The organism is Paenibacillus sp. UNC217MF, assembly GCF_000686865.1.
GTDB classification, from domain to species: Bacteria; Bacillota; Bacilli; order Paenibacillales; family Paenibacillaceae; genus Paenibacillus_B; species Paenibacillus_B suaedae.
The window spans coordinates 142,441-157,827 of the sequence record NZ_KK366030.1 but is presented as its reverse complement, the minus strand read 5'-3'; the positions used below and the strand labels follow the sequence as shown (position 1 = coordinate 157,827).

Annotated in this window: 13 protein-coding genes; 5 read left to right on the top strand and 8 right to left on the bottom strand. The window is 48.4% G+C overall.

Annotation, left to right across the window (positions count from 1 at the left end; translation table 11 throughout):
- Positions 1-71 precede the first annotated feature (71 nt).
- A complete protein-coding gene (locus BP95_RS31515; RefSeq protein ID WP_081819991.1) occupies positions 72-2,201 on the top strand; it encodes an RNA degradosome polyphosphate kinase in 2,130 nt (709 codons plus the stop codon).
- A gap of 314 nt (positions 2,202-2,515) precedes the next feature.
- On the opposite strand, the gene BP95_RS0127605 is transcribed toward BP95_RS31515, so the two are convergent.
- Complete coding sequence (locus BP95_RS0127605; RefSeq protein WP_021252673.1) at positions 2,516-3,829, bottom strand: MFS transporter; 1,314 nt, start codon at positions 3,827-3,829, stop codon at positions 2,516-2,518.
- 324 nt (positions 3,830-4,153) lie between these two features.
- Here BP95_RS0127605 and BP95_RS0127600 point away from each other — a divergent pair, with 324 nt between their 5' ends.
- Together BP95_RS0127600 and BP95_RS0127595 are read left to right on the top strand one after the other, a co-directional pair.
- Positions 4,154-5,056: a LysR family transcriptional regulator gene (locus tag BP95_RS0127600; protein ID WP_021252672.1), complete on the top strand. Its 903-nt coding sequence runs from the start codon at positions 4,154-4,156 to the stop codon at positions 5,054-5,056.
- Positions 5,057-5,113: 57 nt separating this feature from the next.
- Positions 5,114-5,926, top strand: a complete 813-nt coding sequence (locus BP95_RS0127595) for a histidinol-phosphatase (RefSeq protein WP_021252671.1) — start codon at positions 5,114-5,116, stop codon at positions 5,924-5,926.
- Between the two features lie 294 nt (positions 5,927-6,220).
- On the opposite strand, the gene BP95_RS0127590 is transcribed toward BP95_RS0127595, so the two are convergent.
- From BP95_RS0127590 to BP95_RS0127560, 7 genes are all read right to left on the bottom strand, one after another.
- The gene (locus tag BP95_RS0127590) at positions 6,221-7,303 is read right to left on the bottom strand and encodes a DMT family transporter (protein WP_021252670.1); all 1,083 of its coding nucleotides are present in this window, start codon (positions 7,301-7,303) and stop codon (positions 6,221-6,223) included.
- 88 nt (positions 7,304-7,391) lie between these two features.
- Complete coding sequence (locus BP95_RS0127585; protein ID WP_028533748.1) at positions 7,392-8,144, bottom strand: metallophosphoesterase family protein; 753 nt, start codon at positions 8,142-8,144, stop codon at positions 7,392-7,394.
- Between the two features lie 144 nt (positions 8,145-8,288).
- Entirely contained in the window at positions 8,289-9,179 is an 891-nt protein-coding gene (locus tag BP95_RS0127580; protein ID WP_021252668.1) for a metallophosphoesterase, read from the bottom strand.
- Between the two features lie 305 nt (positions 9,180-9,484).
- Positions 9,485-9,847 (bottom strand): hypothetical protein, encoded by a 363-nt coding sequence (locus tag BP95_RS0127575; protein WP_021252667.1) that lies wholly within the window; start codon positions 9,845-9,847, stop codon positions 9,485-9,487.
- A 210-nt stretch (positions 9,848-10,057) separates the two neighbouring features.
- Positions 10,058-10,822 carry a succinate dehydrogenase iron-sulfur subunit gene (gene sdhB, locus BP95_RS0127570; protein WP_021252666.1) on the bottom strand — a complete coding sequence of 255 codons (765 nt, stop codon included), beginning with the start codon at positions 10,820-10,822 and terminating at the stop codon, positions 10,058-10,060.
- 2 nt (positions 10,823-10,824) lie between these two features.
- The gene (sdhA, locus tag BP95_RS0127565) at positions 10,825-12,582 is read right to left on the bottom strand and encodes a succinate dehydrogenase flavoprotein subunit (protein ID WP_021252665.1); all 1,758 of its coding nucleotides are present in this window, start codon (positions 12,580-12,582) and stop codon (positions 10,825-10,827) included.
- A 16-nt stretch (positions 12,583-12,598) separates the two neighbouring features.
- On the bottom strand, positions 12,599-13,270 hold the full coding sequence (locus BP95_RS0127560) for a succinate dehydrogenase cytochrome b558 subunit (protein WP_021252664.1): 672 nt from the start codon (positions 13,268-13,270) through the stop codon (positions 12,599-12,601).
- A 329-nt stretch (positions 13,271-13,599) separates the two neighbouring features.
- Between BP95_RS0127560 and BP95_RS0127555 the strand changes: the two genes are divergently transcribed.
- Positions 13,600-14,505: a LysR family transcriptional regulator gene (locus tag BP95_RS0127555; RefSeq protein WP_028533745.1), complete on the top strand. Its 906-nt coding sequence runs from the start codon at positions 13,600-13,602 to the stop codon at positions 14,503-14,505.
- A gap of 108 nt (positions 14,506-14,613) precedes the next feature.
- Positions 14,614-15,378 (top strand): hypothetical protein, encoded by a 765-nt coding sequence (locus BP95_RS0127550; protein WP_021252662.1) that lies wholly within the window; start codon positions 14,614-14,616, stop codon positions 15,376-15,378.
- The last annotated feature ends 9 nt before the right edge of the window (positions 15,379-15,387 follow it).

The window sequence follows — 15,387 nt, the reverse complement described above, 5'->3', positions numbered from 1 at the left end:
CTCATCTCCCCCAATGACCATATCATGCTGAGCTGCAATCGTTCATTGTGTAGAAAAGGAGAGGTTTCGTGATGGCTCGAACATTTATTAACCGCGAATGGAGCCTATTGGCTTTTCATCGAAGAGTTCTTGAAGAAGCGTATGACAAAACGAACCCGTTGTTAGAAAGACTGAAGTTTCTAGCCATAAGCAGCTCCAATATGGACGAATTGTTCATGGTGCGTGCTGCGTCCGTCATTGACCAAATGATCGCAGGTTACGACAAGCGCGACCGATCAGGCTGCACACCGCATGATACGCTCGAAGGCATCAAGTCTGGCGCTGCCGCAATGGTCGAGAAGCAAGCCTACATATACGGTCAGCTTCGAAGGAAGCTGCGCCAGCACAACATTATAATCAAGCGGCCGCATCGATTGTCGATGAATGAGAAGCACTATCTTCGCAGCTACTTTATGGAGCAGTTATTCCCTGTGCTCACTCCGATGGTCGTGGATCAAAGCCGGCCGTTCCCGCTCATCCAGAACAAGAGCTTGAATATTGGATTGATCGTCCGCAATACGGACGAGGAGGAAGATGTGTTCGCGACAGTAGCAGTGCCTGAAGTATTGCCTAGACTCGTACGGCTACCGACAGGCACGGACAAGCAGGAGTTCATCCTGCTCGAAGACGTCATCAAGCTGCATATGGACATCTTGTTCCATGGCTATGACATTGTCGATATGAAGGCTTACCGCATAACGCGCAATGCGGATCTGGACATAGATGAGGAAGGCGCAGAGGATCTGCTCAAGGAGATTGAGGAATCGCTCAAAATGCGGAAATGGGGGAATGTGGTTCGGATTGAGGCGGAGGAAGGCATTAGTCATGAACTCCTTCAAATGATCACACAGGATGGAGAAGACGAGCCGCTCGGCGGCGTATACGAAATCGCCGGCCCTATCGACTATACATTCCTGTTCAAGCTGATCCAGCTCGTTCAGAAGCCAGGGCTTCTCTATCCAAGCCATCAGCCGCATCAGCCCCTTCAGGACGGGGAGGATGTATTCACCTGGATTCGCCATCAAGATCGTCTGCTGCATCATCCCTTCGACAGCTTCGATACTGTCGTTCAGCTTGTAAGAGCAGCCGCACAGGATCAAGACGTATTGGCCATTAAGCAAACGCTGTATCGGGTATCTGGCAATTCCCCGATCATTGAAGCTTTAATCGCAGCTGCAGAGAATAAAAAACAGGTTACGGTACTCGTGGAGCTGAAGGCCCGCTTCGATGAGGAGAACAATATTCACTGGGCGAAGCGGCTGGAGCAAGCCGGCTGCCATGTTATCTATGGATTGATAGGATTGAAGACCCACTTGAAAACACTGCTCATCGTTCGACGCGAAGAGGACGGTATCCGCAGATACGTTCATCTGGGCACAGGCAATTATAATGATGTGACAGCCAAGCTGTACACGGATATGGGGCTGCTGACCGTCAATCCCCAGATTGGCAGCGACGCCTCAGTGCTGTTCAATATGCTCTCTGGCTTCACCGTGCCATCCAGCTTAAATCAATTATGCGTTGCTCCTTTGTTTTTGCGCCATAAGCTGGAGCAATATATCGAATATGAGATTGAGGCTGCGCGGAAAGGCCGAAAAGCGCACATCATTCTCAAAATGAATGCGCTGGTGGATGAAAAGCTCATTTCACTGCTGTATAAGGCTTCGAAAGCCAGCGTACGCATTGAGCTCATCGTACGAGGCGTATGCTGCCTCCGCCCAGGTGTGCCGAATATGAGTGAGAATATAACGGTACGAAGCATAGTTGGGCGATTTCTGGAGCATACCCGCATCTTCTACTTCGAGCATGGCGGCAAGAACAAGGTACTGCTGAGCAGTGCGGACTGGATGCCGCGCAACCTCGATCGCCGTGTCGAGGCCATGTTCCCAATTGAGCATTCGGAGCTGAAGCAGCAGATTATTCAAATCCTTCATTGCTATTTGGCAGATCAAGCGAAAAGTCGATTCCTGCAGCCTGACGGCACGTACCGCAAGAAAGCCGCCAAAGGCATGCAGAAAATGCACGCGCAGGAACAACTGCTGAAGCGAGCTGGGGATCGAGCTGAGAAATCAATGAGCCCGGCCACCCTTCCCTTTCAGCCGCGAACACATTCAACAGACGAGCAGGCAATGAATGAAGTAGCCGCAACGTCACAATTCTAGAAAAAAGGGCTATTTGTATTGGAGAGCATCCCACGAGCTTATGTCGGGCGCTCTCCTTTTTTATCGAACGAGTATGCATTTCGATCGAGTAATGGTGTGAGTCGAACTTGGGACTGAAAGAGGCTGAGTTGGAAGCGTATGACAAGCAATGGTGGATGATTATGACAACGTAAGCACGACCCCTTCAATTGAACGGGTAATCCTTTATCCGATGAATACGTAGTCTCTAACACCGAGATAACGAAAAGAGAAGACCCTATCCGTGATTCCCCTCTGCGTAAAGCAGTACGAACATACGGATTAGGGTCTTTCTATTAATGTACAGGTATCTCCTTACCCCCAGAAGCATCTGTATTCCAAGTGTCCTCCTCCATCGCCGCTTCCTTGCGCCCTTTCTCAATATCTACGAATGCAAGCAAAATAATACCGATAATGAAGAAGCCCAGGATAGACAAGATTGCCAGGCGTGTAGAACCGGTCATTAAGCCCACCATGCCAAAGACGGCCGGACCGATGGAAGCAGACACTTTGCTCGATAAACTGAGGAACCCGAAAAATTCAGATGCGCGGCTAATCGGCACCATCTGACTGTAGACAGAACGCGCTACTGCCTGACTTCCCCCTTGCACCATGCCAACAAGGAAGGCCAGGATGTAGAAATGAATCGCTGTTGTCATAAAATAACCAAAGAACACGATGACGATATACGTACTGAGTGATACGTACAAGGAACGCTTAGAACCTAACCTGCGGGCGAACTTCGCAAACAAGTAGGTGAACGGGATTCCGACGAATTGGGTAATAAGCAGCGCAATAATGAGATGGCTCGTCTGAATGCCCATCCCAGCACCATATATCGCCGCCATTCCGATAATCGTGGAGATGCCGTCATTGAAAAACCAGAAGGACACCATATACTTCAATAGCTCAGGGTAATGCTTCACCCGCTTAATCGTTTGAGCTAGCCGGCCGAAGCCTTGCTTCGTGTAATAAGACACTGATTGCCGATCTGTACGGGCAGGATCCTGCAAGTGGCGGAATATTGGCAATGAGAAGAGCAGCCACCATATTCCTACGGACAAAAATACGGTCTGCGTGGCAACGAGCTTATTCGGAAACCCTAGCATCTCCCATTTCTCAAGCATGACAATGTTGACCGCCAGCAGCACACCGCCACCGATGTATCCGTACATGTACCCTTTGGCAGATATTTCGTCCCGCTCATCTGGTGCTGCAATCTCGGGCAGAAGAGAGTCATAAAACGTATTGCCTCCAGAAAAGCCTATCGTCGCCAAAATAAACAGTACTGACACATACAGCCAATCCCCATTTCCCGCGAAGAACAGAAGCATACAAGCCACCGAGCCGCAAATCGCAAAGACGCGCAAAAATGCCATCTTGCGGCGTGATAGATCAGCCATTGCTCCCAATATCGGAGACAGCAGTGCGACAAGGATCATGCCGATTGTCTGTGTAAAAGCCCAATAGCTCGTCGCCTCATGATTCGGAAGTCCTGAAGCAGCCACAGACTGATAAAAGATAGGGAGAACTGCCGCCAACATTGTTGTCGCAAAAGCGGAATTCGCCCAATCATACATCATCCAACTGCGAACCTGTTTCGAACGCATTGTTTTCCCCCTAAGCTATAACGTAACGTTGTTGAGAACGTCTTCATTTCATTGTGCGGCATGGCCTGCGCGGCGGTCAACTATTTCAATTATTAAGTTTTCATATAAGCTGCCGCATTGGTAAACATTGCTCATCGGCATAGCTTCCTTAACTAATCTAATGTATAATGAGAAAAACATTTTATTAGTACAACAAAAGCGATAAATTGTATTGAAGCTCCGTTCTCACACCCTATTTCGGATTTTACATATTCACCACCGTGTACACATCTCACACCATATTTTAGTCCTATGTCAAAATAGGCAAGAAAGGGGGAAACAGTCATGAATTTAAGCCAGTTGGAAACACTAATCACCATTTCCAAGACGATGAGCTTCCGCAAGGCAGGCGAATTGCTTAACCTGACTCAACCTGCCGTGTCCGCTCAGATCAAAAGCTTGGAGGATGAGTTCAAAACGGTGCTTATTGACCGCAACCAGCCTGTCACCCTGACAGACAGCGGCAAAGTATTTTTGGAGCATGCAACGCGCATCTTAGATATCGTCGACGAAGTTAAACAGAAGCTGAGTGATTTGAACCAAATTCCGCAAGGGCATATTGTTCTAGGTACAACGACTTCGATTGCTATTCAAATCCTGCCGCGGATTCTTTCCTATTTTCAGGATCAATTTCCACTCATTAAGACGACCATTATGTCCATGTCATCTTCACAGATCATGGCCCATATCGAGAATGGCACCGTTGATATTGGCATCGGATATTTGAACGAACCGAATCCGAATCTGAATACGTCTGTGCTCTACTACGATTCGTTCGAACTCGTCGTCTGTCCAGACCATCCGCTGGCCAAGCATGAGCATGCTACGGTTGATATGCTGAAGGAAGTTCCGCTCATTCTATTGTCGCCTGATACTGTAGGCCGCAGGTTCGCCGAAGAAACCTTCCGCCAATACAATATCACTCCTCATATCGTTATGGAGTTATCCAGCAGTGAGGAAGTGAAGCGGATGGCCGAGTTGAATCTTGGGGCGGGCATCATCTCCAAGCTATCGGTCAGCAGTGAATTGCGGCGCGGCACGCTGAAGATCGTTCAAATTCATGAGCTCGAAACCGCGCATCCTGTTGGGGTTATGTATCGCTCAGGCCGTTACTTGAATTCTGCCATGCAGCAATTTTTAAATGATGTGAAGGGCATGCCTGAAACCCAGTTCATCGGTTCCGAGTAACGATTCCGCTCACTTCGTAGATTTGACACTACCACTCAATGAACAGGAGGGGAAGCTATGAAATTCGATTTGCACACTCATCATTTTCGCTGCGGTCATGCAGATGGCAACATCCGTGAGTATATTGAGGCAGGGATCGCCCATGGACTTCAGGTCATTGGCATATCCGATCACACGCCCTATTTCGGCCAGGATGAAGATCATCCGCATCCGAATATTACGATGGCCAAAAGCGATTTTCACAACTATGTAGACGAGGTGCTGCGCCTCAAAAAGGAATACGAAGGCCGCATCGACGTGCTGCTGGGCATCGAGTCAGATTATTTCCCTGAACATGCGGAGACCTATCGTAAGACGTTAGCACAATATCCATTCGACTACATTATTGGCTCCGTTCACAGCACAAATGGCGTCAGCATTTTCAATAAAAACAGATGGAAGAAGCTAAACGCTGAGCAGCAAATTGCTGAAAAACGGACCTATTATGAAATGATTCGTGACTCTGCTCGCACAGGCATGTTTCAAATTTTAGGCCATATTGACGCCATGAAGGGCAACTATCCCCCGTTCTCGGACATTCAAGCCCCTGACATTATCGACGATACCTTGAAGGTCATTGCAGAATGCGGCGTTGCCATCGAAATCAATACATCCGGGAAAACAAAGCTGAGCGGCGGCTGGTATCCAGCGGACGCCATCTTGGAACGTGCCCTTCATTTCGGAGTCGAAGTTAGCTTTGGCTCGGATGCGCATAAGCCTTCCCGCGTCGGCGAGGACTGGGAGGAAGTCCGCTCTCGGCTGAAGGACATCGGATTTACGTACTGGGTGTATTATAAAGAGAAGCAGAAACAGGTCGTGCCCATTGAATAACTTGTCAGGAGGCACGACCATAGTTCGATTATTATAGTTATATATCACGCGCAACATAAAGATGCTTCTGGGGCATAAGGAACTTCATCGGGATACGAAGTTCATGCAGTGCTCTAGCTGCATCTTTCTTTTATGATACGGAGTTAAGGACAAAAAAAAGGGACCTGTATCTCACAGATCCGTCTCAAGGGATATATATTCATCAAAAGGGGGTCTTGCTATTAATATACCCTCTGTACATTAACCAACGTTAACAGGAATATTACCATTGTGTAACAAATTATTAAGCCTGTGTTAAACCGCCCTCTGAACTGCCTTGCGAGCAGACTTCTCTGCAGAAGATCGATTCACCACAATGATCCCTGCAACAACAAGGCCAAGTGCTGCCAATGTCCCACCATTCCAAGATTCATTCAACAGCCATGCGGATAATAGTACTCCAAACAACGGAATGAGGAAGAGGAACATCGATACTTTCCCTACCTGATTATATTTCATAATCAAATTCCACAAGCTGAATCCCGCTGCCGACAAGAAGGCCAGATAGAGGAGCAGCAGCAAGGATGAGACATCCCATTGAAAGGGAGCGAAACCTGCACGCCATGCACCTACCAGAATAAGCCCAATTCCCCCTAGGGCCATCTGGCGTCCAGTCAGCCACAATACCGGCAAATCACGCGACTCATGGCGCGCCAGCACATTCCCTATCGCACCGAACAATGCCGATAATATCAGGCACACATCACCAATGCCAAATGACATACCTGCGCCGCCTGTATTACTGAAGGTTACAATAATAACGCCCGCGAATCCCAAGCTTAATCCGAGTATCTTGCCGAATGTGAAGCTTTCACTGCGATCAACCATTCGGGCAATGACCATTTGGAAGAAGGAGGTTGCGCCAGTAATAATCGCGCCTTTCATTCCGGTACTTAAACTTAGGCCTATATAGAAGAAAATATACTGCAAAAAAGTCTGTATGACTGCAAGACGTGTGACTCGCCAGCCAACACGCCGAGACTGACCGTAATGAACCCCATCAGCTCGCGTTCCACGATTCATGCAAGCAGTCAATAGAATGAGCATAAGTCCAGCCAAAGCAAATCGATATCCTGCAAATACCCATTGTTCATAAGCCGCGTCCGAGCCAATCTTGAGTGCTTCATACCCAAGCTTAATCGCCGGCATCGCGCTTCCCCACAACAATGTAGCAATGATCGCACTTACGGTCATGCCTACAGGGTGGGTGAACCATTTCTGCGCTGTCACTGATGTATCCACCTTTCGTGCGGCTTCCGCCGCCTCTTGTCCATAATGCTGCGAGTCGATCATGCTCTGATCCGCTACGCTCACATTAAGTTCTAGTTGAATGTGCAACAATAATGCCGCCCTAATTAGGGCGGCATCGTCATTGACCTATTCTATCCTAGCATGAATGTACGCTGACAACAATCATTTCCATCAATTATTCTTCGCTCTGGTGCAGCCCGCGATATACCCCGGTACGAAGCTCTCGCACGTATGGCTTCACTCCAGGCATATCACTCATTTCCGCAGCTCGAACAGCCTGCTCAATATCATAGGGAACTCGGTGGAAATGTATAGAGAACTCACTTTGCTGAACTTGCCCGAAATAGCCCTCCAGCATCACATAAGAGGCTTGCGTCATGTCCAGCGGGTTGCCAACACTACCGCAATTCACTAACGTATTCCCTCTAAAATGCTGCAAGAAAGCATTATGAATGTCCCCATAGATGACCACATCTGGTGATTGGCATGGATGGAGCGGTTCCGTCAATGATGCAGTGAAATCGAACATGGCCAGACGCTTTTCCGGAGCATCCCATGGTTGCATACGAGTGAACACACTCTGTGGGGAAGCATGGAACAGGCGAATATGACGCCCACTCATATTGAAGTCATAAGAGAAGGGGAGCCGTTCCAGACGGGCTAACCGCTCTGAACCAAGCCGCTGTGCATGCCAGCGGAATTGCTCGTCATCTTCAATCTGCCGAACAAGCTCATCCCAATTCCCTTTGACGATTACATCGCAATATTCAAACAACATATCAACAACTTCTACGGGGTTTGGCCCTTTCCCCACTAAATCGCCTAGGCAGTATATTTTATCAGCGCCTTGTCGCTGAATATCATTAAGCACGGCTTCTAGCGCCTGTAAATTCCCATGTATATCGGAAATGATAGCTATAGACTGCATGTCGCTTCGTCTCCTCCCTAATATCAGCATTATACACCCTAAGGGGATAAGCCGAATACTACTGATCATCACGAATAGCCATGTGACCCTACTCCTACTAATATATCTTTGCTATGCCTCAAACGGGCTACTTATGCATAAACCTTATCCAATTGATCGCAAGGTAAGCAAGGTCCATTCCGGCGGGCACAGCAAGCGAACGGGCAGAAACGTCGTCCCCAATCCTCTGCTCGTATAAATGTGAAGTGGGCGATCCGGTCTATCTACACGCTCTAGCATGTATAATCCATCTGGGTACCGCTCACCTAAAGTTGGAAGGAACAAGGGTCCCACCAGTGGCACACGAACCTGACCCCCATGACTATGACCAGACAATTGAAGATCAACTTGATAGTTAAGGGCAACCGTTCCCCAATCCGGTTCATGGGCGAGCAGAATACAACACATCTTACCCGATATCCCTTGCATAGCACGCGTCATATCAGGAATCCCTTCCAATGCGTCGTCGATTCCCGCCAGAGCGAGCACTTCATGATTCCGCCTGAGTATCACATTGTCATTCCGCAGCACGCGGATTCCTGCCGTTTGCAGCGCATTCTCCACAGCTTTTGCGCCTCTTCCCCGATAGTCATGATTGCCAAGCACAGCATAGGAACCATATGGTGCACGCAGTTGGCGCAGGATTGGTACAATCTCGGCTGGAACCACATCCCCATTATCAACGATATCTCCTGTAATGCATATCACATCCGGTTGATTGGCTTGTACATCTTGGACAATGCTCGCAAGCTTCGATTCACTTAGATGATGTCCGTAATGGATATCTGATATATGCGCTATGGTCAGCCCATTGAAGGAAGCCGGCAGTCCGTGAATATCCAGCTCAAGCTTACGCTGCCGAATATTATTAGGCTCAATGAATCTGGCATAGCCCCCAACCGCCATAGGCATTGTTATTACTGCCCCTACCATCATGCGCAGTAAACGCCGTCTTCCCGGATTCGCAACTGAATTCGGATTCGTGTCTCTCGTCATTGGAGATTTTATAGCTATCCCCTACCTTTACCTCATGCATTCAGTAAACGCCGATTCCTATGTATGACTATCCTGTCTCGTCCTTTTATTATGAATCAGCTCGGTATTCAATGCAAATCCTAGTGAGGGTCGATTTATCCATGTTCCCATTCGTTTGGAGTAAAGAGCCTGTTTGGCTATCAGAGCGTATTGTGTCACATCACACTATTCCTATTTCGCTTCTTCTATACAACAACTGCCGACCACTATAATAGGGTCGGCAGTCCATTGCCTGTATCGATCTCCACGAATTGATTGCGCTTCCATTATCCTGGTGAATAATACTCCACATACGGCTGAGCTGCATGCTCAATTAGTGAATCTAAACGCTTACAAAACATTGAAACACTCGTTCTCCAACGCTGAAGCCTTTCCCTCTCCATGATGGAAGGCCCAATTCCGAAATGCTCCTCCATGCATTGTTCCAGCGCCTCTTCCGTCATCTTCATGTCCGAGTTGGCAGCACTAAGCTTGACTATGTACGCGGTAAGGCAATCGTATTCATCGTCCGGCGCCCCAAGCGCCCGCAGTCCTAGTGGATCCCACTCGTCCACCAGCAGTTTCACCTTACTGAAGAGGCTGTTCTCGTACCAGCTGTTCGTGTCCTGTATTGGCAAATGGACTATCAACTCGGCACCCCCTAGTCATCTTCACAAGCTTCCAGCGCACATTCAAGTTGTTAACCAATACTATAATCGAAAATTCAGTTGTGGAATACAAATTTTTCTTAAAAATTTTTTGCTTCGCTTTGACTTGTTTCACGCTCATAACGCCATACGTGGATATCCGAATTATCTGGTACAAAAAAGCGCCCCTATTCGGGGCGCTCCTACCTTACTTTATTGCATAAACCAGCGTTTGAACATCAGCTTCGTTGTGTCTTTATTCATCTCAGCAATAGATGTCGTAAGCGGAATTTCCTTCGGACAAGAACGGACACAGTTCTGGGAATTGCCGCACCCTTCAATACCGCCGTCCTCAAGCAATTGTTCCAAGCGCTCGTCCTTATTCATTTCTCCTGTCGGATGCGCATTGAACAGTCGAACCTGCGAGATCGGAGCAGGCCCTATGAAGCTCGTCTTCTCATTTACATTCGGACAGGCTTCCAGGCAGACACCACAGGTCATACACTTCGACAATTCATACGCCCATTGTCGCTTCGTCTCTGCCATACGAGGCCCAGGCCCGAGGTCATACGTACCGTCAATCGGAATCCATGCCTTGACTTTCTTCAACGCATCGAACATACGCTGACGGTTGATCACGAGGTCACGAACAACTGGGAACGTCTTCATTGGAGCAATTCGAATCGGCTGTTCGAGCTTATCGATTAACGCGGAGCAAGCCTGTCTCGGCTTGCCGTTAATGACCATAGAACAAGCTCCGCACACTTCTTCAAGACAGTTCGATTCCCAGCATACCGGAGCAGTTGATTTACCGGCTGCATCCACAGGATTTCGTTGGATTTCCATTAGTGCGCTAATGACGTTCATATTCGGGCGATATGGGATCTCGAATTCTTCCGTGTACGGCTGCGCGTCCGGCGCATCCTGACGCGTCACGATCAACTTGACTTTTTTGGATTGTGCCACAGCTTCCGCCATCGTTATTCCCCTTTCTTCTTGTTCGCCGTATAGTCACGCTTGCGCGGTTTGATAAGCGATACATCCACGTCTTCGTATGAAATTTCAGGCCCCTCTGGGGACCATGACGCAATTGTCGTCTTCAGGAACTGCTCATCATTGCGATCCGGGAAATCAGGCTTGTAATGTGCCCCACGGCTTTCGTTGCGAAGCAGCGCACTCTTCGTCATGGCTTCCGACAGCTCCAGCATATTCCACAACTGACGAGTGAAGGCTACCCCTTGGTTGCTCCAGCGAGCCGTATCCGTCATGTTGATTTTGCTGTAACGCTGCTTCAATTCCTTAATCTTGTTGATTGTATCTTCCAGCTTGTTATTGTAGCGAACGACAGTCATATTGTTGGTCATCCATTCGCCCAGTTCCTTATGGATGACGTACGCATTTTCCGTACCGTCCATCTTGAGCAAGTCCTCATACTGGGACGTTCTCAGCTTTGCTTCACGTTCAAATACGCTTGCCGATACATCCTCTGTCGCTTTGCTCAAGCCACGGACATACTCTACTGCTTTAGGTCCGGACACCATGCCGCCGAAGATCGCTGACAACAGCGAGTTCGCTCCAAGACGGTTCGCTCCGTGGTACTGGTATTCACACTCACCTGCTGCGAACAAGCCCTTGATATTTGTCATCTGGTTGTAGTCGACCCACATGCCGCCCATTGAGTAATGCACCGCAGGGAAGATTTTCATTGGTATCTTGCGCGGGTCGTCACCCATGAATTTTTCATAAATTTCAATAATGCCACCGAGCTTCACGTCCAGCTCCTTCGGATCTTTATGCGACAGATCGAGATAGACCATGTTCTCGCCATTGATGCCCAGCTTCTCATCTACGCACACATGGAAGATTTCGCGAGTCGCAATATCACGCGGAACGAGGTTCCCGTAAGCCGGATATTTCTCTTCAAGGAAGTACCATGGCTTGCCGTCCTTATACGTCCAAATACGTCCTCCCTCACCGCGAGCCGACTCAGACATAAGACGGAGCTTGTCATCTCCCGGGATGGCTGTCGGGTGAATTTGAATGAATTCCCCATTCGCATAACGAACGCCTTGTTGATACACTGCGCTGGCCGCAGTCCCGGTATTAATAACCGAGTTCGTTGTTTTGCCGAAGACAATCCCTGGTCCGCCTGTCGCCAAAATAACAGCATCCGCAGCGAAGTGCGTAATGTTCATGCTGCGCAAGTCCTGCGCTGTAATGCCTCGGCATACGCCTTCATCATCCACGATGGCAGAGAGGAATTCCCAGTGCTCATACTTCGTTACAAGTCCCTCTGCTTCCCAGCGTCGCACTTGCTCATCAAGCGCATACAGCAGCTGCTGGCCCGTTGTAGCTCCAGCAAAAGCTGTGCGGTGATATTGCGTCCCGCCGAAGCGGCGGAAGTCAAGCAAGCCCTCTGGCGTACGGCTGAACATAACGCCCATACGATCCATCAAGTGGATGATGCCAGGCGCTGCTTCACACATCGCTTTTACAGGAGGCTGGTTCGCCAGGAAGTCTCCCCCATATACCGTGTCATCGAAGTGCTCCCAAGGGGAATCCCCTTCACCCTTTGTATTTACCGCGCCGTTAATTCCGCCCTGAGCACAGACGGAGTGAGAACGTTTCACAGGAACTAAAGAAAAAAGGTCGACGTGAACGCCTGCTTCCGCTGCTTTGATCGTTGCCATAAGACCAGCAAGTCCTCCGCCAACGACGATAATGTTCTGTTTTGCCATAATGCGTCACCCTCCCTTAACCGATGAATGGAATAATAGATTGAACTGCTTCCGCTGCTTGGAACTCTGCAGAGCGGAATCCGATTAACGACAATGTGAACATGACTGCCATAATAATGAACAAGCCCATGCAGATTTTTGCGGATACATTTTGTGCGCGTGGTCCAACCGTAATGCCCCAGCTTACGAGGAAAGCCCACAATCCGTTCGTAAAATGATAGGATGCAGAAATCGCACCGACCAAATATATGATAAACATAACTGGAGAAGTAATTATGTCGTGCATGTATGTGCCTAGCTGCTCATGCGTAATATTGCCAGTCGCAATTTGAACACGCGTTTCGTACACATGCCATGTGACAAATACGAATGTAATGACCCCTGTTATCCGCTGCATCAAGAAAGCTACGTTGCGGCCGTAATTATAATTGCCTACGTTGTTCTTGGATGTGTACGCAATGTACAACCCGTATACGCCGTGATACAGAAGCGGAAGCCAGATGCCGAACAATTCTAGGAAAAATATAAGCGGCAATTCATTCAAAAATTTGACACTGCCCTGAAATGCTTCCTTCCCGCCTTCGAACGCAGCGTAGTTCGTAAGCATGTGCTCGACAATGAAGAATCCGAGCGGAATAATTCCAAGAAGCGAGTGCAGCTTGCGCGAGTAAAAATATCCTCGTTTCATAAGCGTGCCGGTTCCCCTTTCCATTTGTGTCCCAGTAGATTTTGGTAATAAACATCCTCATTTTACCTGTGCATGTCGAAAGCGTCAATAATTTGTCACAACGAAAAACCACTGCCATGACGCAGTTGTTACCGCTTTCGACAACATTCGCGGTTCTTCCTGCAAACCGCTCTTCTGTAGTTATGTGAACAACTTGTGACACTACCATGTTACTCCGAATCCCCTTATAATGGAATTGCAATGTTTTTATATCTTTTATAACTAAAACGCATAAGAAGCCATTCATTTTACGCTTAGCTCATCATTCATATCGTAGGAGGCTATGAAATATGCTCGATTTGTTAGAATCATTCGCAGCGGTTGTGGAACTGACGAGCTTGAATCAAGCAGCAAAGCGGTTGAATATCTCTCAGCCGGCCCTATCCAGGCAAGTAGCGAAGCTTGAGGAAGAACTGGGTGTAGAGCTGTTTATCCGGAATGGCAAGCGGCTGGAGCTAACTCGCGTTGGCCAGCTCACGTACGAATTTGCAATCGATATTCGCAATCGCCAGCTCGGTTTCTTGAAGTCCATTGCGTCCTTCAAGGCGGAAGGTCAATCGTCCATCACCATAGGGGCCAGCTTAACCACACTGCAGACGACACTGCCGCTGTTCATCTCCTCCTTCGTCGAGAAGCATCCGGACGCAAGACTCAAGGCTGTGACCGGCAAGACGCATGAAATCATCTCGCTTGTCCGCGAACAATCCATTGATCTTGGCATCGTCGCCGATGCGATTCGTGAGCCTGGACTGATGTGCATTCCATTGTTCGCGGATCATCTTCAGCTGGTGCTGCCACGCCGTCATCCACTTGCCAGCATCCGCAATTGGACGATGTCCCGCTTGGACGGTCTGCCTATGCTTCTCTTCTCTAAGGGAACCTGGTATCGCAAGCTTATCGATGATCTATTCCGCCGATATCGCATCATGCCTGATATTCACATGGAGATCGATTCCTTCGAAGCGATAGTTCGCTTGCTCACGACCTGTCATGCGGCTGCTTTGCTGCCACGCTCCTATCTTCGGTTGGAATGGCTCAAGGATAACGATCTGATTGCCGTTCCCCTGAAGGAATTGAAGCAAACCGAACGTGTAACTTCCATTGTATATGGGGAGCAAGCACTGCTGAGTCCTGTTGCTACGCAGTTTATTGAGGAAATTATGGAAGCAGCATCATTATCACAGCTAGGGAAATAGTCATGGATAGAAAGGAAAAAGAAGGATTACACTCGTTTGCTGTCGAATAAAGTAAGCTTAGACAAAAAACATTCTCAACTAGGGGAGAATAAGGAGGAAATGGAAACCATGGTTGTATGTAATCGTTGTGGCAAGCCAATCAACGACAATGAATCCCATCAATGCAGTACAGGGTCTGTCCCACCGCAGCATGCTGGTTCCGCAGCAGAGGCATCTGTACAGCAAGTATCCGCCACTGCTGAGACAGCGTCTCACAAGACACCAGGCAGCACAGTGCCTGAATGGGCCAAGTCAATTGACAGCAAGAATATCCTTCAACTGCTGAAGAATCCGGCAAGTGCTCGCAATCTTACTGTCTCCGATTGGGTGTATGCGGTCATTGCCGCGTTAGTCTCCGCACTGGGCTTTGCCTTGTTCGGCTACACGCTCTTTGGAAGCTTGTTCGCTTCACTAATGAGTCCACTTAGCTTATTAGGCGGTTCAAGTTCACTGACCCCGCCATTTAGCTTTTTCATTCAATTGTTTATCTATCAGATTATTGGATTGGCCGCACTCTTTATTAGTACTTGGTTCATTAGCCGCTGGAAGGGCAGCAAGCCGCTTGACTTGAAGACGACATTTGTCCAATTGGCTGCTATGCAAATGCCTTTTGGCTTAGGATTTGTGCTCGCATTCCTTCTCGCGATCATTGGATTCAGTTCTTTATCTGTTGCAGTAGCAGCTTTCACTTGGTTCGTATCCGTTATTCTGGTCACGACCGAAGCAATGGAGCAGACTGAAGTAGCACGTCCGAATCGCTTTCTATTCATCACAGCAAGCATGGGTGCCTACTTCTTCCTGACTTATATCGTATTCAAAATTGTAGTCATGTAAAGCCATTTA

Bases quoted from the DNA above. Each gene is read 5' to 3' on its own strand.
- sdhB (WP_021252666.1), bottom strand. From the start codon at position 10,822: ATGGCGGAAGCTGTGGCACAATCCAAAAAAGTCAAGTTGATCGTGACG.
- BP95_RS0127550 (WP_021252662.1), top strand. From the start codon at position 14,614: ATGGTTGTATGTAATCGTTGTGGCAAGCCAATCAACGACAATGAATCC.
- BP95_RS31515 (WP_081819991.1), top strand. From the start codon at position 72: ATGGCTCGAACATTTATTAACCGCGAATGGAGCCTATTGGCTTTTCAT.
- BP95_RS0127555 (WP_028533745.1), top strand. From the start codon at position 13,600: ATGCTCGATTTGTTAGAATCATTCGCAGCGGTTGTGGAACTGACGAGC.
- BP95_RS0127600 (WP_021252672.1), top strand. From the start codon at position 4,154: ATGAATTTAAGCCAGTTGGAAACACTAATCACCATTTCCAAGACGATG.
- BP95_RS0127595 (WP_021252671.1), top strand. From the start codon at position 5,114: ATGAAATTCGATTTGCACACTCATCATTTTCGCTGCGGTCATGCAGAT.
- sdhA (WP_021252665.1), bottom strand. From the start codon at position 12,582: ATGGCAAAACAGAACATTATCGTCGTTGGCGGAGGACTTGCTGGTCTT.
- BP95_RS0127585 (WP_028533748.1), bottom strand. From the start codon at position 8,144: ATGCAGTCTATAGCTATCATTTCCGATATACATGGGAATTTACAGGCG.
- BP95_RS0127605 (WP_021252673.1), bottom strand. From the start codon at position 3,829: ATGCGTTCGAAACAGGTTCGCAGTTGGATGATGTATGATTGGGCGAAT.
- BP95_RS0127560 (WP_021252664.1), bottom strand. From the start codon at position 13,270: ATGAAACGAGGATATTTTTACTCGCGCAAGCTGCACTCGCTTCTTGGA.
- BP95_RS0127580 (WP_021252668.1), bottom strand. From the start codon at position 9,179: ATGACGAGAGACACGAATCCGAATTCAGTTGCGAATCCGGGAAGACGG.